The organism is bacterium, from assembly GCA_021158245.1.
GTDB lineage: Bacteria > Zhuqueibacterota > QNDG01 > QNDG01 > QNDG01 > QNDG01.
On record JAGGVB010000158.1, the window covers coordinates 1 to 22,186 of the forward strand.

The 22,186-nt window shown below is 39.1% G+C and carries 25 protein-coding genes; 5 read left to right on the forward strand and 20 right to left on the reverse strand.

Going from position 1 to position 22,186, the window contains the following annotated elements:
* The 3 genes from J7K93_08305 to J7K93_08315 form a co-directional block, all read right to left on the reverse strand.
* A partial coding sequence (locus J7K93_08305) for a peptidase M14 (protein ID MCD6117002.1) occupies window positions 1-1,098 on the reverse strand: 1,098 nt, incomplete at its 3' end.
* Window positions 1,099-1,489: 391 nt separating this feature from the next.
* A complete protein-coding gene (locus tag J7K93_08310; protein MCD6117003.1) occupies window positions 1,490-2,284 on the reverse strand; it encodes a DUF1848 family protein in 795 nt (264 codons plus the stop codon).
* A gap of 15 nt (window positions 2,285-2,299) precedes the next feature.
* A complete protein-coding gene (locus J7K93_08315) occupies window positions 2,300-3,310 on the reverse strand; it encodes a glycosyltransferase family 9 protein (GenBank protein MCD6117004.1) in 1,011 nt (336 codons plus the stop codon).
* Window positions 3,311-3,442: 132 nt separating this feature from the next.
* On the opposite strand from J7K93_08315, the gene J7K93_08320 reads away from it, so the two are divergent.
* From J7K93_08320 to J7K93_08340, 5 genes are all read left to right on the forward strand, one after another.
* On the forward strand, window positions 3,443-4,873 hold the full coding sequence (locus tag J7K93_08320) for an OmpA family protein (protein MCD6117005.1): 1,431 nt from the start codon (window positions 3,443-3,445) through the stop codon (window positions 4,871-4,873).
* 341 nt (window positions 4,874-5,214) lie between these two features.
* On the forward strand, window positions 5,215-6,255 hold the full coding sequence (locus J7K93_08325; protein ID MCD6117006.1) for an aspartate--ammonia ligase: 1,041 nt from the start codon (window positions 5,215-5,217) through the stop codon (window positions 6,253-6,255).
* Window positions 6,256-6,475: 220 nt separating this feature from the next.
* Window positions 6,476-7,582 (forward strand): AhpC/TSA family protein, encoded by a 1,107-nt coding sequence (locus J7K93_08330; protein MCD6117007.1) that lies wholly within the window; start codon window positions 6,476-6,478, stop codon window positions 7,580-7,582.
* A 114-nt stretch (window positions 7,583-7,696) separates the two neighbouring features.
* Window positions 7,697-8,050, forward strand: coding sequence for a hypothetical protein (locus J7K93_08335; protein MCD6117008.1), 354 nt, complete (start codon window positions 7,697-7,699; stop codon window positions 8,048-8,050).
* A 110-nt stretch (window positions 8,051-8,160) separates the two neighbouring features.
* Window positions 8,161-8,934, forward strand: coding sequence for a 1-acyl-sn-glycerol-3-phosphate acyltransferase (locus J7K93_08340; protein ID MCD6117009.1), 774 nt, complete (start codon window positions 8,161-8,163; stop codon window positions 8,932-8,934).
* Window positions 8,935-9,020: 86 nt separating this feature from the next.
* Here J7K93_08340 and J7K93_08345 read toward each other — a convergent pair whose 3' ends face one another.
* The 17 genes from J7K93_08345 to J7K93_08425 form a co-directional block, all read right to left on the reverse strand.
* Window positions 9,021-9,461 (reverse strand): polymer-forming cytoskeletal protein, encoded by a 441-nt coding sequence (locus J7K93_08345; protein MCD6117010.1) that lies wholly within the window; start codon window positions 9,459-9,461, stop codon window positions 9,021-9,023.
* Between the two features lie 235 nt (window positions 9,462-9,696).
* Window positions 9,697-10,002, reverse strand: coding sequence for a hypothetical protein (locus J7K93_08350; GenBank protein MCD6117011.1), 306 nt, complete (start codon window positions 10,000-10,002; stop codon window positions 9,697-9,699).
* A 16-nt stretch (window positions 10,003-10,018) separates the two neighbouring features.
* Window positions 10,019-10,801 carry a FliA/WhiG family RNA polymerase sigma factor gene (locus J7K93_08355; protein ID MCD6117012.1) on the reverse strand — a complete coding sequence of 261 codons (783 nt, stop codon included), beginning with the start codon at window positions 10,799-10,801 and terminating at the stop codon, window positions 10,019-10,021.
* Complete coding sequence (locus J7K93_08360) at window positions 10,798-11,070, reverse strand: hypothetical protein (GenBank protein MCD6117013.1); 273 nt, start codon at window positions 11,068-11,070, stop codon at window positions 10,798-10,800. Before J7K93_08360 ends, J7K93_08355 begins: the two co-directional genes overlap by 4 nt.
* Window positions 11,067-11,861, reverse strand: a complete 795-nt coding sequence (locus J7K93_08365) for a MinD/ParA family protein (protein ID MCD6117014.1) — start codon at window positions 11,859-11,861, stop codon at window positions 11,067-11,069. Before J7K93_08365 ends, J7K93_08360 begins: the two co-directional genes overlap by 4 nt.
* 1 nt (window position 11,862) lies before the next feature.
* On the reverse strand, window positions 11,863-13,257 hold the full coding sequence (gene flhF / locus J7K93_08370) for a flagellar biosynthesis protein FlhF (GenBank protein MCD6117015.1): 1,395 nt from the start codon (window positions 13,255-13,257) through the stop codon (window positions 11,863-11,865).
* The gene (gene flhA, locus J7K93_08375) at window positions 13,247-15,319 is read right to left on the reverse strand and encodes a flagellar biosynthesis protein FlhA (GenBank protein ID MCD6117016.1); all 2,073 of its coding nucleotides are present in this window, start codon (window positions 15,317-15,319) and stop codon (window positions 13,247-13,249) included. The genes flhF and flhA overlap by 11 nt, the downstream gene beginning before the upstream one ends.
* A complete protein-coding gene (flhB, locus tag J7K93_08380; protein ID MCD6117017.1) occupies window positions 15,316-16,422 on the reverse strand; it encodes a flagellar biosynthesis protein FlhB in 1,107 nt (368 codons plus the stop codon). Before flhB ends, flhA begins: the two co-directional genes overlap by 4 nt.
* Before the next feature lie 12 nt (window positions 16,423-16,434).
* Complete coding sequence (gene fliR, locus J7K93_08385) at window positions 16,435-17,205, reverse strand: flagellar type III secretion system protein FliR (protein MCD6117018.1); 771 nt, start codon at window positions 17,203-17,205, stop codon at window positions 16,435-16,437.
* Between the two features lie 16 nt (window positions 17,206-17,221).
* A complete protein-coding gene (fliQ, locus tag J7K93_08390; protein ID MCD6117019.1) occupies window positions 17,222-17,491 on the reverse strand; it encodes a flagellar biosynthesis protein FliQ in 270 nt (89 codons plus the stop codon).
* A 12-nt stretch (window positions 17,492-17,503) separates the two neighbouring features.
* The gene (fliP, locus tag J7K93_08395) at window positions 17,504-18,217 is read right to left on the reverse strand and encodes a flagellar type III secretion system pore protein FliP (GenBank protein ID MCD6117020.1); all 714 of its coding nucleotides are present in this window, start codon (window positions 18,215-18,217) and stop codon (window positions 17,504-17,506) included.
* 50 nt (window positions 18,218-18,267) lie between these two features.
* Window positions 18,268-18,819, reverse strand: a complete 552-nt coding sequence (locus J7K93_08400; protein MCD6117021.1) for a flagellar biosynthetic protein FliO — start codon at window positions 18,817-18,819, stop codon at window positions 18,268-18,270.
* Window positions 18,794-19,039: a flagellar motor switch protein FliN gene (gene fliN / locus J7K93_08405; GenBank protein ID MCD6117022.1), complete on the reverse strand. Its 246-nt coding sequence runs from the start codon at window positions 19,037-19,039 to the stop codon at window positions 18,794-18,796. Before fliN ends, J7K93_08400 begins: the two co-directional genes overlap by 26 nt.
* Before the next feature lie 226 nt (window positions 19,040-19,265).
* Window positions 19,266-20,303, reverse strand: a complete 1,038-nt coding sequence (gene fliM / locus J7K93_08410) for a flagellar motor switch protein FliM (GenBank protein ID MCD6117023.1) — start codon at window positions 20,301-20,303, stop codon at window positions 19,266-19,268.
* 11 nt (window positions 20,304-20,314) lie between these two features.
* Complete coding sequence (locus J7K93_08415; protein MCD6117024.1) at window positions 20,315-20,887, reverse strand: flagellar basal body-associated FliL family protein; 573 nt, start codon at window positions 20,885-20,887, stop codon at window positions 20,315-20,317.
* Window positions 20,888-21,119: 232 nt separating this feature from the next.
* Window positions 21,120-21,836 carry a flagellar motor protein MotB gene (locus J7K93_08420; GenBank protein ID MCD6117025.1) on the reverse strand — a complete coding sequence of 239 codons (717 nt, stop codon included), beginning with the start codon at window positions 21,834-21,836 and terminating at the stop codon, window positions 21,120-21,122.
* Window positions 21,836-22,186 (reverse strand): MotA/TolQ/ExbB proton channel family protein (locus J7K93_08425; GenBank protein ID MCD6117026.1); only part of this gene is annotated, 351 nt, incomplete at its 5' end. The genes J7K93_08425 and J7K93_08420, both read right to left, overlap by 1 nt.

The following is a 22,186-nucleotide window of genomic DNA, read 5'->3' on the forward strand; positions in this document are numbered from 1 at the left end:
ATCAGAAAGTTTCCACCACCCGCCTTTCCACGGAAGAGGGAAATTCACACTCTTTTTATACTCTGACAACCCTTTACCGCCTACGTTTAACTCATTGGGTTCTATATAAATAGGAGATGCAAGATGCGCACTTGCACACTCTGTAAGAAAGCTGATAACATTTTTCCAAAGGCAGGTTTCTGTTGATCCGGGCCAGTAGTTATCAAAAATATAATTATATGATACTCCGGCTTCACCTTTGGCTGTCATATCTTTGATTACATTTGCTCCGAATACTTCCATCCAGTTCCAAAGCCCTGCATCCACATTAACAGCAATAGGATCGTGGTTCGGCGGTACAAAAAACCGTGCGCCTGTGGATCCCATCTGGTGTTTCTCAACCATAACCTGAGGAAACCACTCTAATGAAAATAGTCTTGAGATGACCTGTGTTTCTTTTTGAGAAAGAGTAACAAAATCGCGGTTATCATCGTGCCCCACATACTTATGATATAAACCGGGCATTGAACATCCGTCATATTTTGTATTTTTATACTTTTTATAATGTGCAACAATCATATCCATACCGTCAGGATTATGACACGGGATCATCATATATACCACATTTTTCAGATAATTACGAATTTCAGGATCAGTGCTTGTAATAAGCCTATATGCAATCAGCGGAGCTGCCTGAGACGGCCCGACCTCATTTGAATGCATTGAAAGAGTTGCTATAAAAAACACCCTGCCTTTTGCAACAAGTGCATTTCTTTCGGATTCAGACAGGTTCGGATCTATTGCAAGGCGTTTATTTATCTCCTTCAGCTCATCAAGGCGGTTTATATTCTCCGCATCGGATATAAAAGCGGCATACATGGTTTTTCCGAGAGTGCTCTTGCCGATCGGCACTAATTTAATCATCGGGGATTCAGATTCAAGTTTCTTAAGATAACTTATCATCTCTTCGTACGTCAGCAGCCTGCCGTCATCACCGGGAGTAAATCCGAATTGTTCTAAAGGTGAAGTAACAGCGCCAAAAATACTGGGAGAAACAGTTAGAGCCATGGAAAATAGAATCAGGGTAAAAATCAGTACAAAACTTCTCTGCACTTTCATAAGACGTTCTCCTTTCATTTTAAGCCATTTGACATATTAAAATGACAAAAGGCACAACTTGTACAGTTGCGCCTCCTGCATTTCAATTCTCCCTCCCTCTTTCATAAAAACAAAAGAGGATAAAAGCCGTTATGCATAAGAATACAAATAAAATTTCATAATGTCAAGAATTTTCCTGTAAGGATGAGCATCTAACCTGGATTATTCATAAAAACTCAGAAAAATGCAGATAATGGCTTTAATTACAACAATTTACAGAAAACTCAACTTTTGAACTAAGTTTTTATTAATGTGATGATTTTGAGCTTAATACTCAGTTCTATGAATTATTCAGGCTAAACGAATATTTTTCATCAATACTGACAATTATTTAATATTCATTTCTTCCCGTTTACACAGCAGGATTTGCATAGCAGTACAAACATCCTCCCGGGCATTTGTAATACCAGCCGATATCCCAGCTCTTTGTACATCCGCATAAAGCCCTCTGGCCGCCTGCCTTATCAGTGTTCGCTATCTCTCTGTCAGGGTGGAGGTTTGTTAACAGAAATCCGTCAATACATCGTGACGTTTCAAGAGGTGCGGTAGAACAGAAATGAAGCGTAATACCTTTTCGGATAGCTTTTGCCAAAAGCATATCCGCTTCTCTTTTAATATCATTCTGATTCATGTCAATGATTTTAATACTGTTATCAGTAAGGCGTTTTTCTACCTTAGGATAAACCTGCATCCACGAAAGTACCATGTGACGGATTTCTGCCTTTAAACTCCATTCTGCCACAATATCGAATTTATCAATATTGGAATAGTTTTCCCCGTCCGGAAGAATCAAATGAACAACAGGGTCGAATCTTACCCTTACCCTCTCTGGAGATTTTGCCAATTTTACCACAGATGACAGGCTTTTCAATGTTTCCTCTGCCGTAGGAATCCCCGGTTCAAGAATTGTCCCGCCCATACCAGTCACAGATACGTGGAAAAATAGCTGTTTATAACTTTTAAGAGTGGTAACAAGCTCTGTATTTTTTAACATTCTGACAGGATTTTTAGTCCAGACAACAATTGTGTGAACTTTTTCAGGGGGCAGTTTTTCCTTCAGCAATTTGTTGAATTCCTCAGGAAAATAAGCTGCAAGATCAACCCTTCTGCTTGCAGAAATCACATATTTTAATTTTGATTTTGGCATTTTCCGGACAAATTTCTATTTTTTGGACAATATATCCGCTGCTTCAAAAAAAACATCCTGAACAGATATGGCATTCATACATTTTAAATCGTCACAGAAATCCCTGCCGCACCTGCTGCACTGCAGGGTTTTGTGGATAAATCTGTGCCCGTTTCCTCTTTGATACGGGAACCATATCTCCGGCTCTCCCGGACCGAAAATGCCGATTGTCGGAATATTAAGTGCAGGGGCAACATGCATTGGCCCGCAGTCATTGGATATAAAAAGAGAAAACTGTTTAATTACAGCCATTAATTTCCTTATACTTAAAACTTCCGGTATTTTAACCGGAATGGAATAGTCAGATATAATTTTTTTTACGTAATCCAAATCTTCAGGCCCTGCTGTAAAAAATATCTCCGCACCCAGCTCATGCTTCAGCATTTTAGCAAGTTCAGCAAATCTGCCGGCAGGCCACATTTTTGCAGGCCATGTAGCGCCTGCATGAATGCCGATAATCGGTTTTTCCATATTATATCCCATGGAGAGGATATATTTTTCCGCCCATGCCTCTTCCTGATCTGTGACAAAAAGTCCGGGCATTGCATGATTCGGTTCGATTCCGAGGGGCCTTAAATAGTTAAGATGGAATTCAATGGAAGAGAGTTTCATGCCACTGTTATTAATCCTGTGAGTATAAAGTACGCGTCTGCCCCTGAAATCCCCCCCTATTCTTATTTTTGCACCGGTTAAAAAGGACAGCAGAGCTGTACGCGGATTGCCAAAAAGATCTATACTGATATCAAATTTTTTCCGCAGCAGTTTTGAAATAATTTTAGACTGATTTACCGGATTGTTCAAATCAAAAGAGAGCACCTCATCAATATCTGCATGATTAAAAAGAAGCTGGTCATAGGGCCGAGCTGTAAGATAATAAATTTTAGCTTCGGGGTATTCCACACGCAAATTTTGAACTAAAGGAAGCGTCAGAATAACATCTCCCATAAATTTCAATCTTGACACGAGAATATTTTGAACTTCTTTCAAACCGGCCTCTCTTTATGTGTTAAATTCTATTGATTAAAGTAATAAAATTAAACATAATAATCAAGTTATTAACACTTGACTAAAACCCGTTTATTTTGTAAATTTTATTATATCTTAAACAAGGAGGAAATCATGAAAGCAAAATATATTCCTGCTTTGGCAGCAGCATTTTTTCTGTTTTTCCTGCCGCCGTGTTCAGCACAGTACCAAATGGGACAGACAGGGCTTGGCCTTTATGCAGGGATGGAAAAACTTGTAGGAGGGGCTTATGATCACAGCAACATAAGTTACTTTGAAGGGTTCTCTCTTAAATATTCCTTTTCTTCTCTTGTTACAAGCCAAATATCTATTTCAGCAGGATGGGTACGCCCCCGTGATCCTGACTCCCACTTTAATGTTATGGAGAATGCTCCCTACAAAACTTATATCTTTCCCTGGGATGTAAATTTAAGGCTTAATTTACTCCGTGGTAAAAAAATAGTCCCCTATATCGGCACAGGCGCAGGCCTTACATACTGGGATCTCAGAAAAATTGACAAAAACAGTAAATGGTTTCCGATTCCTCCTGAGGGGAAATCTGAAACATCCCTTCAGACAAACATTACATTTGCCGCTCTTGCAGGGATTGAACTATTTCTTTCCGAAAGAGTCGGGCTCGATATCGGCGTTAAATACTCTCATCTTCTTGATCAGACTCTTGATAACATCGGAACAAGCTTTCTTGGAAAAGGCAAGGATATTAACAGCGGATTTATTTCAGGATTCGTATCCCTTACTCTTTTCTTTAATCCGGATAAAGACAGTGACAACGACGGAATCCCGGATAAAAAAGACCTGGCCCCCTTTGCAAAAGAAGACTTTGACAATTTCCAGGATGAGGACGGAGCTCCTGATCTTGACAATGACAAAGACGGCATACCGGATGTAAAAGACAAAGCACCCAACATACCTGAAGATATTGACGGCTTTCAGGATAGCGACGGTGTTCCTGATCTTGACAATGACAATGACGGCATTCCTGACTTAAAAGATAAATGCCCGAATAAAGCCGAAGATATTGACGGTTTCCAGGATGAAGACGGATGCCCTGATCTTGACAATGATAATGACGGTATCCCGGATACAAAAGATCAATGCCCTGATAAACCTGAGACGATCAACGGTTATAAAGATAACGACGGATGCCCTGATACAAAGCCGGAATCGGTTGTTCCTGAAAAAGGGAGCGTATTAATCCTCCCTGAAATCACATTTACATTTGCCAGCGCAAATCTTACAAACCGCGCAAAATTAAAATTAGACGAACTGGCAGATGCACTGATTAAAGACCATTCAATCAAACTGGAAATAAGAGGATTTACAGACAGTATAGGAAGAGCATCATCAAATATTCGTCTCTCAAAGAAAAGGGCTGATTCTGTCAGGGAATATCTTTCTTCAAAAGGAGTTTTGTACAAACAGATGAAAACTGCAGGATATGGCGAGGCTAATCCGATTGCATCCAATTCCACAAAAGAGGGAAGAGCCAAAAACCGCAGAATTGAGTTTGTAAGGATTGATTAACCGGAAAACAGCAAAACAGTTATAAAGTTGAAAGTTGTAAAGTAGAAAGTAATCAAGTAGAAAGTTATAAAGTATAAAGTTATAAGTAGAAAGCAATCAAGTTGAAAGTTGTAAAGTAGGGAGTAATCAAGTAAGAAGTTTTAAAGTATAGAATTGTTAAAGTTGAAATTTGACTTTACAACTTTATAACTTTACAAACTTTACAAACTTTATAACTTTCTACTTTACAGACTTTATAACTTTCTACTCCCAATCTATCTTTCCCCTTGCATAATTCGCTTATACTTATTATATTAGCTAAATTTTATCTTAATAACAACAATAACCAACGGAGGGTAACAATGAAATCCCAACTCATTATTCCGCAAGGGTACAAACCTGCCCTGGGACTCAAAGAGACTGAAAAAGCAATCAGAGAGATTAAAGAATTCTTTCAGACTAATATTGCTTTTGAATTAAATCTGGTGCGTGTAACAGCGCCTCTCTTTGTACGTGCTAATACCGGAATTAATGATACCCTCAATAGTGTGGAAAGGCCTGTATCCTTTCCCATAAAAGAGCTGGGAGATTTAAAAGCTGAAATAGTGCATTCTCTTGCAAAATGGAAAAGACTAATGCTTGCTCAATACGGGTTCGACACAGGTGAAGGCCTGTACACAGATATGAACGCAATACGCGCAGATGAAGATCTCGACAACCTGCATTCGCTTTATGTTGATCAGTGGGACTGGGAGAAAGTAATATCCCCTGATGACAGGAATCTCTCTTTTTTAAAAACAATCGCAAAAAAAATATACAGTGTTATTGTACGAACAGAAAAATACATCTGCTACAGGAACGAATCCTTAACGCGGTTCTTACCTGAAGAGATCACGTTTATTCACACTGAACAACTTGAAGAAGATTATCCCGATCTTCTTCCGCAGCAGCGGGAGTATGAAGCGTGTAAAAAATACGGCGCTGTCTTCCTAATCGGCATAGGAAACTCTTTAAAGAACGGCAAGCCCCACGATGGAAGAGCAGCGGACTACGACGACTGGTCTACACCGAATGACGCTGGATATACCGGGCTGAATGGAGATATAATTGTCTACAATCCTGTGCTTGACAGAAATTTCGAACTCTCTTCAATGGGAATTCGTGTTGACAAAGAAGCTCTTTTAAAACAATTGGAAATAAAAGGAGAGCAAGATAAGGCAAACCTGTTTTTTCATAAACAATTAATTGACGGCAAGCTCACATCTTCAATCGGCGGAGGTATAGGACAATCCAGGCTATGTATGCTTTTCCTGCATAAGGCCCATATAGGAGAGATTCAATGCAGTATCTGGCCTGATGATATGGTGCATGAATGCAGAGAAAACAACATTTTTTTATTATAGTCCCTGTAATGGCGATGCATTCTTATTAGAAACAGCAAATCTTTGGTGATACTAATAACCTGCATCGCCATTACATTTTGCCCCTATCTATTTAAAAATTCATTGAATTTTTAAATATTTTTATTACATTATTTCTATGCGGACAATTACCCTTAAATCTGCACATCCTGTATGGGAAAAACCCCATATTTTTTTAACCATTCTCCTTAAGGAGGGAAAAATGAAAAAAGTAATGCCTATGTTAATTCTAACAATTTTAATTTCTGCATGTTCATTAATCAGCAAATCTGACTTTACTATTAACGGCAAAATCAACGGGCTGAATGAGGGCAAAATTATTCTTACCAAATGGGGAGGTAAAACAGGCTATACCAGAATTAAAATTGATTCAACGGAAATAAAGGACGGGCAATTTACTTTAAAAGGAAATATTGGAGAGCCGCAATTGGCACTTCTTTCTTTCGGGCCGAAACAAGGTATAGCTTTTTTTCTTGAACCTGGCGAAATCACAATATCGGCCGATAGAGACAGCCTTAATAATGCAGTAATTACCGGGTCAAAATCGAATATTTTACTTGTAAAATGCAATAAAAGGCTTGATGTTTTTAAAAAGAAACAGGACGAACTTGTAAAACAATATAGAGCTGCTGCCCAAAAGAATGACAAGAAAACCATAGAGAAAATCATTAAACAATGGGACGGTATTGATGAGCAACAGAATGAGGAAGTTAAAAAAATAATTGCTGATAATAAAGACAATATTATGGGCCCATATTTCATTGACAGATATTTTAGCGTCATGTCTCCTCTTGATGAACTTGAAACTTTTTTGAATGGAATTGATCCGTCATTAAATGATACCAAATATTACAAATCATTAAGCAATCGCGTCAACCTGCTTAAAAAGGTGCAAGTAGGCCAGCCTGCACCTGATTTCACACAGAACGACCCTGACGGGAATCCAATATCACTCTCTTCATTTAAAGGGAAATATGTACTTGTTGATTTCTGGGCAAGCTGGTGTAGCCCCTGTATAAGAGAAGTCCCGAATGTTGTTAAGGCATATCAGACATATCGCAAAAAAGGTTTTGAGGTTTTCGGAGTATCTTTTGATAATAAACGTGATAAATGGATAGATGCAGTTAAAAAATATCATATGTCATGGAAGCAGGTATCAGAGCTAAAGGGTTTTAATAACTCTGCAGGGCTGTTGTATGGAGTCAATGCAATTCCCCACACTTTATTGATTGATAATAATGGGATCATTATTGCTCAGGATTTGAGAGGTGAAGGTTTAAACAAAAAACTTGCAGAAATATTTAAATAGGGAACAGCTATGGAGCTGTATAAAAATTAATTTATAATACAACTCACTTCTGCATTGTTATTTGTCAAAGTATTTTGCTGAACAGCTTAATCCTTAAATATTAAGGAGATAAGTATGAGAAAGATTAATAAACATTTCCTGCAGATACTTGAGGTTGAGATGGAAGACCTGCAGGAAGATCTGAACGATATGATTTCCATAGGCAGAGATCAGCTTAACAGCGGAGAAATAACAGAACGGGTTTATATGTCAAATACCTCCCTTTTCCAGAATGAAAAATTAGGAATTGTTGAATTCATACATATAATAAAAACAACAATTCCAGACAATTTTGAATCTCTGGAAGAACTTATTTCTTATCTGAAAAAAGAACTTAGAACTTTGATAAAAGGGGAAGGAATTGCACCGGCTATCAAAATATTCATTGAGCGCAAAATGCTTAAAGTAACAAAATATGTCAGTAAGTAATGACAATCTTACCCTTTTTTAGAAACAATGTGGATAAACTTGAGAAGGTAAAAAAAGGAATTGCCGAATTTACATAAAAAATATAATATCTATCAATTCAGGAGTTTCAGGTGATTTACATTACTAATTCAAATAATTATAAAACAAAACCCGGAAAAATTTCCATACTCGCAAGGCTTAAACCTTCCCTGGTTTTTTATCCCAAGCTGATTAAAATCGTTATTGACGCGTCAGCGATTGCCAGGAAAGGCAAGTATGATGGTAACGAATGGGTCAAATCCAGCTACAGGACAATCAAAGCAATGGAATCCGCAGGAGCTATTTTTGAGATTAACAATCTGGACATAGTAAAAAACCTCGATTCCCCTTGTGTTTTTCTCGCTAATCACATGAGCACTCTTGAAACATTTGCTCTTCCATGTTTAATTCAGCCTTTTCGTCAGGTAACATACGTAATTAAGGAAGGGCTTACTCGTTATCCTGTATTCAAACATGTAATGACTGCACGGAATCCGATAGTTGTGACAAGAGATAATCCGAGGGCTGATTTTAAAACCGTGATCAAAGAAGGCATTGAGAAGTTAAATAACGGTATTTCTATTATTGTTTTCCCACAGACAACAAGGCACATTGAATTCAACCCGTCTCAATTCAATTCAATAGGCATCAAGCTTGCTCTAAAGGCAAAAGTACCTGTTGTGCCCGTTGCACTTAAAACAAACGCCTGGGGTAATGGTAAAATAATTAAAGACTTTGGAAAGATAGATCCATCGCAGAAAATTTTTATTGAATTCGGAGAGCCTATTTCTGTTTCAGGGAATGGAAGGGATGCTCACAAAAAAGTAATAGCATTTATTGAAAAACATTTACTGGATTGGAAATAAAATACGTCCGGAAGAATCCATTCCTCCGGACGTAGCACAAACAATTAAAGCCCTGTAATATTACCCTATAGATTTGTCCGGGTATGTTAAGATACTGCTGCAACGCTCTTTTCATTTGATGTCTGAGAGACTTCACGCATATGCGGACGTGATCCTGATGTATTGTTTTCACGATCTCTCGTCATTGTTACATTCCCCTGGAAAAAGGCTTTGTCAGATACGAGTACGGCTGGTGCATGAATGTCGCCTACATACTTTCCTGAATCTCTTATCTCCACCTTATCACTGGCAGTTAACTTACCTTCGAACTCACCTTCAACAATCACATTCACCGCCTTTGCTTCGCCTTTAAACTTGCCGGATCTGCCGATAATCAGAAGGGCGGAAAGTTCAATAGTACCTTCCAGCTCTCCGTTGAGATAGTAATTATGAGTGCCTTGCACATCTCCGACAAGTTTAATTCCTTCGAATACAACGGTTGTATTCATCTTTTTTGCCTTTTCCAATGCTTTTTGATCAAAATCCATTTTGCGACCTCCTCTTAATATAATACAAGCAATTAATTGTCATCCGGAGCTTACCCTCCTGTCCTTAATTGCATAAAAAGCAAACCTCATGCCATGAACCGCCATCACAACTATTTTGTAACATACTGTTTATTATGTCTTTATACGTTTCAAACTTTATGAATTATGCAAAGCAGGGACAGATACCAGGTAACTTTTACCTTCCCACCGGTTAATTTTTAATTGGTTAAATTTTCTATACTGTAACATCAATAACAACTCCGGGCCCTTCAGGATCGCTGTTTTTATTTTCATTTTTTATCTTGACTTCATTTTTTTTAACAGTATCTCCGAATTCCCTTTCATACCTGTCTTCATTGCGGTTCAGCCCGTCTTTCTGTTTATTTTCCTTCTCCTCTTCATCCTTTTCAGAATGTTTATTATCCTTATTGCTGTTTCGTTCTATTTCATGATAAGAACCCGCTGTACGTTTGGTAATACTGGAGCCGGTGAGGCTTCTCACCGGTGCATCAAGATGTGACGGTTCAATATGATCGGTCATTTGATCCTCTTCCCAATCAATCTTTCAATGCTGTTTCCATGGCACTTCTTAATTTAATCAAAGCCTGAGTATGAATTTGTGAAACTCTGGACTCAGACACTTTAAGGACTACTGCAATCTCTTTCATTGTCATCTCTTCATAGTAGTACAGGGCAATTGTTAAGCGTTCATTTTTAGGAAGATTTTGTATCGCCTGTACCAATATTTTTTTCACTTCATGCTGTTCAACATTAATTCTGTTCTCACGGGAGTAAGTTTGAGATGCAAGATTGGTGGCAATTCTTCCTTCGTCCCGTCCGTCAACAATATCGGAAAGTGATAAGAACCTGATTGGGCTTAAATTACCGAGAATTGCTCTGTATTTTGAAATTTCTATCCTAAGTTCGGAAGCTATCTCGTCCTCACTCGGACTGCGCTGCAATTTCTTCTCAAGGAGTTGGACAGCCTTCTGAACTTCCTTGACTTTTGCCCTCATTGTCCGAGGCAAAAAATCATAGGAACGTAGCTCATCAAGGATTGCCCCTTTGATTCTCGGAACTGCAAAAGTTTCAAATTTAATACCTCTATACGGATCAAACCTGTCTACAGCATCTATAAGTCCGATTATTCCTGTGTTCTCAAGATCCTCCAAAGAAAGATATGAAGGCAGATGAGAAAACATTCTTGCTATTACAAATTTGACCAGCCCGAGATACTGTACAACTATCTCTTTTTTTAACGCTTCATCTTTTGTGTTAATATATCTGTTCCACATGCCTGAAACTTCATTTTTTTTCTCTGTTTCCACCGCTGATCTCATTGAATATCGTCACCCCTCTCCTTATGCTCTGCAGTTTCCTGATTTTTTGATATCTTTTTTATTTCTTTTCCCATATTTCTTTCTTTTTTACTCTGAGAATAATAAGTAGTAAAAAATACCATTGCAACTACAAGGCCTCCTGCATAGGTCACAAAGAATGCAATAAAACTCCTCCCTAATGCAGGTAAAATCCTTACTCCTTTCAGCATCCCAAGGCAGAAAACAACTGTACTTATTGCAAGTGAGATTGCATAAAGAAACCGCTTCATGACATAATTCCTCTTGCGATCTTTTTTATACACTGTGCCGCTTTTGCTTCAGGATAAACTCTTAACAGGGGTTTCTGCATGGTTATTGCTTCTTTTACACTGCGGTCTTCCTGTATAAATCCTAAAAATTTAATTTCCGCACCAAGAAAATGCTCAACCACAAGAGAAAACCTCTCATATACTTCTTCAGCTTCCTCTTGTGAATCAACAAAATTAACAACTACATTAAACAGTATCCCATCCCTAATATTATTTAAAACTTTTATCATTGCATACCCGTCACTGACAGCAGCAGGTTCCGGTGTGATAATCACTATAAGGTCATCTGCAAGCAGGGAAAAATCAATTATAGTCTGCGACAGGCTGGCACTTGTATCAATCACAACAAAATCATAACTTGATTTGTATCTGTAAATTTGATGAAAAAATTCTTCTTTGATGTATTCTTCAGACATATCAAAAGTTTCCGATCCTGAAGGAGCGGAAATAATGTTTACACCTGACTCTTCTGTAACCTGCAGTTGATTAAGGCGCTTTTCCCCTGATATCACATCTGCAAGAGTCCCTTTTTCCGGGCCACCTGACAGAATATGTATATTTGAAAAATGGGTATCAGCATCAAAAAGAGCCACTTGTCTGCCCGATTCTCTTAGTGCAATTGAAAGATTAAGAGACAAGTTTGATTTCCCCACTCCCCCCTTGCCTGATACAATTGTAATAACTCTGGCATTTTCCAGACTGCTCTGTCTGGCCATTTTCCTTATATTGGCCAACTGATCTTCTCGTACCATTTTACACTGTCTCCAATATCAGCCGTGAAAGCTTGTCCCCTTTTGCCAGTTCAATATCATCAGGTATTGTCTGGCCATTTGTGATATATGAGACAGGGTTATCAATTTCCGAACTAATGTTGAGCAGACTCCCTATCGCTACTGTCTCATCTGTCTTTGTTATAATGACCCTGTTTATATTCAGGATTCCAAAACGCCGAATTGTTTCGAGTAAATCCATATATCTTATATTAGCAGGAATTACAAGATGAATTTCGTCCGGCTGTGCACAATCCATAAACTCTTTTAATTCGACAAGAAATTTTCTATCCTTGGGGCTTCTGCCTGCAGTATCAATAAAAACAAGATCTTTGTCTTGCTGAGCCTTAAGAGAAGCTAAAAGTTCTTCAGGGGAATAAACAGCACTGATTGGAAGATGGGCAATACCCGCAAACGTGTTTAAATGTTCAATTGCACTCATTCTGTAGGTGTCTGCAGAAATCAATGCAACTTTTTTATTAAATACAAATTTGCTGTTTGCTGCCAATTTTGCGAGTGTTGTTGTTTTTCCTACACCAGTAGGTCCTACCAATGCGATTATCTTTGTTTTTCCCTTCTTGCATGTAATAGGTCCGGCAGTTTTTATCATGGACCCCATTGTTTTTCTGATAGCAGAAATCAGCTTCTTTGTATTGTGGACATTATCAACAGGCATGGATGAGGCTGCACGCTCAACAACCATCTTTGCAATATGTTTTTCAACGCCTCGTTCTATCAATGCCATTACCTGTTCCGCATATGGTGCAGGCATATCAGCAAATTCTTTTATAGACAGATCATTCAGAAGGGATGCTTTTCCTGTCACAGACCTGACAAGCGAACGAAGGTCCTTCAGCTCTTCCTGCATGTTTCTTATTGTTTCATCATGAACGGGATTCCGTGCAGATTCATGAACAGGTGAAGGCCGTCGGGTTCTTTTTTCGGGAACAGGTTTAACCCATGGTGCGGCATCCGTATCAGAATCATAAATCCCTTTTGATACAATTCCATTCTGCTTATGGTCAGGATTTTTATCCTGTTCAATTTTTGATTTAAGCAGGTCAGTAAACCCTGCAGGCGGCTTTAAATTTGATTGCGCACTGCTGCCACGCAATCTGCTTTTATCCGTATTTTTATCTTTAAAATAGGACAGATTACTCATTTTCATTCTTCTTTCATTTGCTTTGTGCCCTGCACTCGACTGTTCCGAAACATCTACTGCAGCAACTACTTCTACTTTTTCTTTCTTCATCATATCAAAAAATCCTGAATGTTCAATCTTTCCGGATTTAAGAATAACAGCCTCGTCGCCCAAATCTTCCCTGACCATCTGCAGGGCTTCCCGCATTGTTGAAGCACGAAACCTCTTAACTTTCATCAGTTATCCTCACACTACCAATGGATTCTATCTCAACCGCAGGTGGAATCTCTGCAAAAGAGATAACAATTAAATTCGGGAAACTTGTTTCAGTTAACCTTCTTAAATACAATCTTATGCCAGGCGAAGTTATCATAACCGGCTGAATACCCACACCAAGCACTTTCTCAATCTGGCTCTGCAGTTCCATGTAAAACTTTTGAAGCAGTTCAGGTGGAATAACCGCCTGATCAATCCGGCCGGACGCCCCGCTCTTTGCTATCTCCTGAACAGCAGAAATGAACAGCTGCTCAATCCCTGTATCAAGGGTAATTGCCTGAAGGACACCTGCATCATTAAGATAGGGCTTTGTAATAATTTCGCCCATTGACTGCCTGACATACTCAGTTAACAAGTCGCTGTCCTTGGTCATTACCGCATAATCAGATAAAATTTCCAGAATTGCAAAAAGGTTCCTTATTGAAACTCTCTCCTTAAGAAGATTCTGTAAAACTCTTTCCACAACCCCGAGGGAAAGAAGATTTGGTACAAGCTCCTCTACAAGAACAGGCTGCTCTTTCTTTAGATTTTCAAGTAAATTATTAACTTCCTGTCTGCCAATTAATTTATGTGCATTAGATTTTATTACTTCAAGAAGGTGAGTGGTAAGTACTGCAACCGGCTCTACAACTGTGTATCCGATAAGTTCCGCTTTTTCCCTTTCCATGTCAGAAATCCATACTGCAGGAAGCCCGAAAGCAGGCTCAGTTACTCTTACTCCCTCAACATTATCGCTGTCTTCCACAGTTCCGGGATTGAGCGCCAGGAAACGCCCGAGCATTAACTCACCACGTGCTGCTTCTGACCCTCTGATAAGAACCATGTACTCATTAGCCTTTAATTGTATATTATCTCTGATTCGGATAGGCGGTACAATAATTCCGATTTCAGATGCACACTGTCTTCTAAGCTGAGTTATTCTAACCAGCAAATCACCTCCCTGTTCCGTATCAACGAGAGGGATTAATCCATAGCCTATCTCCAGTTCAAGAGGGTCAACTCTTAAAAAATTCTCTACTTCTTCGCCCTCTTCGGGAAGCTGTTTAACCTCCTCAGGTACTTCCTCTTCTACTGCCTCTTCTTCGCCTTTCGAAATAAATCCGATAGCACCGGTAACTGTTCCAAGTACAAGGAAAGGAACCAATGGCAGACCCGGAATTAATCCAAAAGCTACAAGTACTCCGGAAACAATGAAGACTGCTCTCGGACTGTGGAAAATCTGATTTGATATGTCCCTGCCGAAATTGCTCTCCGTAGCAGTCCTGGTCACTACAAGTCCTGCTGCAGTGGAAATTATAAGTGCCGGAATCTGAGAGACCAAACCATCCCCAACAGTAAGCCGCGTATAAGTTTTAACTGCCTCTCCTACAGCCATGTGGTTCTGAACAACACCTATTACAAGGCCGCCGAGAATATTAAGTAAAGTAATAATGAGGCCTGCAATTGCATCCCCTCTTACAAATTTACTCGCACCATCCATTGACCCGTAAAAATCTGCTTCCTGTGTAATTTCCTTCCTTCTTTTTCTTGCTTCAGATTCATCAATCAACCCGGCATTTAAATCGGCATCTATTGCCATCTGTTTTCCGGGCATTGAATCAAGGGTAAAACGTGCTGCTACTTCTGCTACTCTTCCTGCACCTTTTGTAATAACAACAAAATTTATAATTACAAGAATTAAAAATATTATCATTCCAACTACATAATTGCCTTTTACAACAAAATCTCCGAATGCAAGTATAATCTTGCCTGCATAAGCTTGCCCCAGAATCAACCTTGTGGATGCAACGTTTAGAGAAAGCCTGAAAAGTGTAACTATTAAAAGCAGCCCGGGAAAAACAGAAAACTCAAGAGGATGGCTTATATACATGGAAACCATAAGAATCAAAAGGCCAATTGCGAGGTTTAATGCAATTAAGAGGTCCATTACAGGAGACGGTAACGGAAAAATCATAACCATCAGGATGATTATAACTCCAAGTGCAAGAAAAACATCGCTATGATTTAAAAGTTTACTGTTCATTGCCATAGATTTTCACCTACTCCCTGTCCTGAAATTCCCATGCCTTTTTTCCCAAGTTTATAAACGTATGCGAGAAGCTCAGCAACTGCTTTGTAAAGATCCACAGGAATAACATCTCCCACTTCAGTTGATTTGAAAAGTGTTCTTGCAAGCGGTTTGTTTTCAATAACGGGTACATTGTTTTCATGCGCTACTTCTTTAATCTTTTCTGCTACAAGGCGCGCACCTTTTGCAACTACAACAGGTGCATCCATATCTTCAGGGTCATATTTTAACGCTACAGCTAAATGCGTAGGGTTAGTAACAACTACATTGGCATCCGGCACATCGGACAGCATCCTCTGCCTCGCCTGCTTCATCTGTATACTTCTAATACGGGCTTTGACCTGAGGGTCCCCCTCCGTACGTTTGAACTCTTCCTTAATTTCCTGTTTCGTCATCTTCAACTTTTTCTCATGTTCATATCTCTGATATGCAAAATCCAAAACAGCAAGAACTATAAGGGCAAACCCGATTCTCACAAGAAGCTTAAAACTGACACTTGCAATAAAACTGATTATCTGCCCTGTGTTTTGATCAACGAGATACGGAAAATTCGTCAATTCGGCCTTAAGCGTCAAAAATCCTATAAATCCTACAATCAGAAGTTTTATTATTCCTTTGACAACTTCCATAAAAGAACGCATTGATAAAAGCCGCTTCATCCCCTTACCCGGGCTGATTTTCTCCCATTTGGGTGTTAAGGGCTCTGCTGAGAACACAAGGCCGCCCTGGGCGATATTAGCTCCAACGCCCCCGAGCATAATAAGCAGTGCAATCGGCCCGACAACTGATGCCATAAAAACCATACCGCCTATTGCAAGATTCGGCACAGCCTTGGTTGTTATTGTTATTGTTCCAAGATGCATAAATGTATATCTCATCAGCCATGTCAATTTCTCAAGCAATGGTTTACTGAAAAAATTCAGAGCAACCATACTCATCAGCAGCACAACAGCAGAATTCACCTCGGGGCTTCTGGCAACCTGTCCTCGTTTTCTCGCTTCCTCCCGCTTTTGCGGGGTAGCCTGTTCAGTACGTTCCTGGAATGATTCCTCTGCCATGCAATTTTCTCCTCAAAACAGCAGATGGACAAGTGCTACAAAATCATGTTGAAAACCTGCCCAAAGATTTCTGAATATGTGCTGAAAAAGCGTTATTGTTGCAAGTAACGCCAAAAAGCCCACACCGATTTTAAGAGGAAGCCCCACAATAAAAATATTCATCTGTGGAACCGTTCTCGCAAGTATACCGAGCGCTGCATTACTCAACAGCAATGAAGATATGACAGGCGCCCCGATTTTAACTGCAGACACAAAAATCCCGGAGGCCATATTTGCTATCTGCCCTACTATTCCACTGTGATAAACAGCCATATTAATTGGTACAACAGAATAACTTAATTCAAGCCCTCTCAATAAAAAATGGTGCCCGTTTATAGAAAGATATATGAGCATTGCAATCATAGTCTGGAACTCTGCAATCAGGGAAAGCTGCGCCTGATATGCGGGATCTACAACTTTTGCTACTCCAAATCCCATTTGCACGCCTATTATCTCTCCTGCAATCTGAATACCTACAAAAAGAAACTTTGTAGTAAATCCCAAAGCAAGCCCAACCGCAATCTCCTTTATTACTGCTATAGAATAATGAATAAAATCATAGATAACCGGAGCAGAGCCGCCGCCTGCTATTGAAAGCACAAAAATTGACAGCAGGGCTGAAATTCCAACCCTTGTCTGAGCCGGTATTGTTCTGCTGCCCATCACAGGCATTAAAAACATAAAAGCCGAAACGCGGGCAAAGCAAAGGGTAAACAATTCAATATTTTTCCAGACAATTTCCATTATTTCTTTAATTCCCTTAATGTGCAACTGCAGGTATCATGCTGTACAGCTTTATAGTAAATCCGAGAAGCATACGCAATATCCAGGGCAAAAATATAACAAGAGCGCCGGCAACTGCCAGTATCTTTGGGATAAAAGTTAAAGTCATTTCATGTATTGATGTTGCAGCCTGAAAAATCCCCACCCCCAATCCTACAATTAATCCTGCAATCAAGAGAGGTGCTGCAACAATAATCAAGGTGTATAAAGCCTGATACGCTATTGAAATTACAAAATCAGTAGTCATTGACAAATCCTGTTATTTAAACCCGGCCACTATTGATCCGACAATAAGATTCCAACCGTCGACCAATACAAAAAGGATCAGCTTAAACGGCAAAGATATCATCATCGGAGGCAACATCATCATTCCCATTGACAGAAGCACACTTGAAATAACCATATCAAGTACCAGAAAAGGAATGTATATTAAAAATCCTATTTGGAATGCTATTCTCAGTTCACTTATTACAAAAGCAGGAACCAGCACAAGAATAGAAATATCCTCAGCAGACTTCGGCTTTACGCCTTTTGAAAGGCTTACCATGAGTGCGAGATCCTTTTCTCTCGTCTGTTTTAGCATAAAGTCTTTTACCGGAGCTTCTGCATTTTTTAATGCCTCTGCCTGGGATATTTTTCCATTCAGATAAGGCTGCAACGCTTCATCATTTATCTTTTTACCTGTAGGCGCCATAACAAACATTGTAAGAAAAAGAGCAAGCCCTACAATAACCTGGTTAGGAGGAGCCTGCTGTGTTGCCAGAGCGTGCCGCAGAAAAGAAAATATTATAACTATCCGCGTAAAAGATGTCATTAACACAAGTATTCCGGGCGCAAGTGAAAGTACTGTAAGCAATAACACAATCTGAAGAGTTACTGCAATATCCTTCGGGCTATGTGCCTGGTCAACACCTACTGTAATTTTCGGAAGTATTGTCTGAGCATTAATAACAACAGGGATAATAAAAACCATAATTATTACAATAAATAATATTGTTCTGACTCCGCCCTTTCCGCTCCTTTTCACAGCTTCCTCCTTTTCAGCATATTCGAGAACAGCAATTTGAAGGAACGGGCATCTTCGATTTCCCTGTTTTCATTCAACACATCTTTCTCTTCATCAATATTAAGTTCTGCAAGTTTTGTAATAGCGGAATCTGTAACACCTATGACCAATCTTTTATCCTGGACATCAACTATATATATCGCCTTCTTAGGGCTGAAGAGCTTTGAGCCTACTACATTTACAGGTATGGAACCTGAGGACTGGTTTTTGTTAACAAATCTCTTAAGAAAAACAGCAAGTATATAAACAACGGCAAGAATTACAAGTAAGGCAAGTATGGTTTTAACAAAAGCTCCCCCGAAACTATCCGGCTGATTCTGAAAAGCAGAATCAGATAAAGAACTCCCTGTACCGGCATTTAAAGTATCATTTCCGGCAACTTTTGCAATTCCAGCCCGTACAAAATTAACAGGCTGAACTGCAATTAAAAAAAGAAAAAATTCCATTCGTATCTGTTTCAAAGTCATAACAGCATCCTGCTGTTTATTGTAAATTCTCCAGTTTCTCATTCGGCCCTATAAGTGCAGATATTCTAACACCGAAATTTTGATCGATAACTACTACTTCACCTTCAGCGAACTTTCTATTATTCACGTATACATCTACAGGTTCGCCGGAGAACTTGTTAAGTTCTATTACAGCACCGGGGCCAAGGCCCAGTATATCCTTAACCAGCATGCGTACACGACCTAGTTCCACTGCTACAGGAAGCTCAAGATCCATCAACATGCTGATATTATTGGGCCCGGATACAGTCCCGGCTTCCGTACCGATCGGGGCGAATTGACTGGCCTTAACATCAACTTTTTTCTCTTCTTCTTTTTCGCCGTTACTCACTTGATTCCTCCATTATCAACTCAACTATGCATATAATTCTTCGATATTGTTTCAACATTTTTCTCAAGATTTCAATTAGAGTCTTCCTGACCATTATTCCTTACGCCCAGTTAATTTTCTATCCCCGTTCTTCCTTTTTCCCGTGAATACGTTTTTTCAATGCATTCTCAATCACACCTGAGAATGGGATAACTTCATCAACACTCACTGCGACTTTATCGCCTTTGGTGCCGACATGCCCACGGAAACGAAGCCTATCTTCAACATGTATCTCAACCGGATCATCAATCTCCGAATCAAGTATTATAACATCATCTTTCTCAAGATCTAAAATATCCTTTAACAGCAGATCGGTTTTACCGAGATTAACAGTAAGAAGGACTTCTGAATTTTTTAACGTACTCTCAACCTTTTTTGCATCATTTTCAGTTTTTTCTTTTAATGTGGGTCCAAGCCAGTTATCTGCAGAGAGTTTCTCAATTATGGGATCAAGTACATAATATGGGAAACAGATATTAACCGGAAATGTAGCGTTGCGCACGCTGATTTCCAGAAACATTACAACAGTTGTCTCACTTGCAGGGGCAACCTGTGCGAACTGCGGATTTTCCTCAAATCCGATTACTTTTGTTTTAAGAGGAGTTGCCTTTTCCCATGCTTCTGTATAGAGCTGCATAAACCTGTTTATAATTTTACTTGATACATTCTGTTCAATAGCAGATAACGGCCTTACTTCCCCTGAATGTTTGCCCTCTCCTCCAAACAGCCTTTCAATAGTCATAAGGACAAATTCCGGGCCAACCTCAATTATTCCTTTTCCCTTATAATCTTCCAGTTCAAAAATCCATATACAGCCGGGATTTGACATGGCTAGTGTAAATTCAAGGAACGTAACCTGGTCAATGGAGAGAAGATGGACATCAACCATTGTCCTGAGCAAAGTTGTAAGATATGTTGCAAGTATACGGGAAAATCCTTCATGAATAGTACGCAAATTTCTCATCTGGTCTTTTGTCACTCTATTTGGATGCTTAAAATCGTAAAGATATGTATTTTCACGCATTTCACTCTGATGAGCAAAACTCTGTTTTTTATTCTCGTTTGGTACATTGTTTAACAGAGCATCTATCTCTTCTTGTGATAAGACTTCAGCCACGATAAGACTCCTTATTGCAGGACATATTTTGTAAAATAAACATGAATACCCGATGAACACTCAAGAACTTTTTGTGCTACAGCAACCATCTCCCCTCTGATAACATCTCTGTTTTTATTCTCTCCAAACCATTCAAAAGTTCTCCTGCCTAATACAGAAATCAACTTATCCTTTAAAATAGGTTCCCGTTTTTTTATTAACTCCTCTTTTGATTTATCATCAAAAGCAAAAACAGCTGATAAAACAAAAAAATGCTTCCCGTTTGAATTTGCCGGATTTATTACAAAATCAGATAAAGTATAGATTCCCCGTATTTGAGCAAAATCAGGATCTTCCGGTCTTTTGCTTTTTTCAGGCTTATGCACAGTCTTACTTTTTTTCTTGTCCACTTTCTTGGGTTTATCCTGCTGCGCCTGTTTATCTGAATTATCTACCTTCTCCGTAATTGCAGGTTGTGAAGGTTTTGGCATGAGGAATTTTGTAACAGCCACATAGGACAATAGTATTTCCGCTATAATTACAACAATTCCGATTACAACCCACATAACCATTTTATTTTTTGGTTTTACTGCTTCTTCTGCCATATTCAAATCTCTGCTTTTTAATTAAAAACAAAATTACTATAAATGTATCCTGGCTTCAGGTATTACAAAAGCAAGCAGCATGCCATAGAAAGGAATAATCCCATCATCATTTTATAAGTTATATCATGCTGATAATACGAGAGTTACAATAATAGAGAGAGCGGCCATAAACAGGGCCGCTCTCTCTATTTTATTATGAGTAGTTAAATATTATCTACCGGCAGAGTAGTTTCTATCCCGTGGTATTATTTTTATCACGAATTACAATGTATATCTCAACCCTTCTGTTTCTTCTTCTGTTCTCAGGAGTAGTATTCGGTAAGAGAGGTTTATTCCCTCCGCATCCTGCAACAGTAAAGCGTGTGGGGTCTATTCCGAGATTATTGACAAAATACTTTACAACACTTATCGCTCTTGCAGCAGACAGCTCCCAGTTTGAACCGAACTTATCACTAAATATCGGCACATTATCCGTATGCCCTTCCACTTTAACATTGTGTGCATAAAAATGAATTATAATGCCCAGGTCATCCAGAATATCATACATTGAAGGATTAAGTTTGGCAGTGCCCGGTGCAAAGATTAAATCATCACTCAGCCTGATATTGTATCCGTCATTCTTTATTTCAATCTCCACACCATTCTCAATATCAAGTTTGAATATCTTCTCTTCAAAATTCTGAAGTATCTGAAAGGATGGTTGACTGTTATCTTGTGATTTAACAAGACTATTATTGCTTTTGGCAATAATTGAGGCTCCGTCCTGTTCTAACAAAACTCCCATTGAGCCCCTCATTGAACCCATGGCCTGACGAAACTTAATAAGTTCTGTACTGGAAAATGACACTATAAGAATAAAAAAGGTACACAAAAGTGTCATCATGTCACCATAACTTAAAGCCCATTCTCCCCCCCCGCAATCTTCACATTTTTTTTTCCTCTCTGCCATTAACCGTTACCTTCTTCAATTATTCTATGCTTCGGAGCAATAAATGTCACCAATTTATCGCGAAGCAGTCTTGGATTATCTCCCGCCTGAATAGATGTTATTGCTTCAATCACAAGCTGCTTTACAAGAAGCTCCTGCTTTGTTCTTACCTTAAGTTTGCCTGCCATAGGTAAAAATAAAAGATTCGCCATTAATACACCGTAAAACGTAGTGATCATTGCAGTAGCCATACCACCTCCTATTTGGGAGGGATCGCTTAACTTCTGCAGCATCTGAATTAAACCTATAAGAGTTCCAGCCATCCCCATTGCAGGAGCAAAAGAACCGAGAGATTTAAATATCTCCTGTCC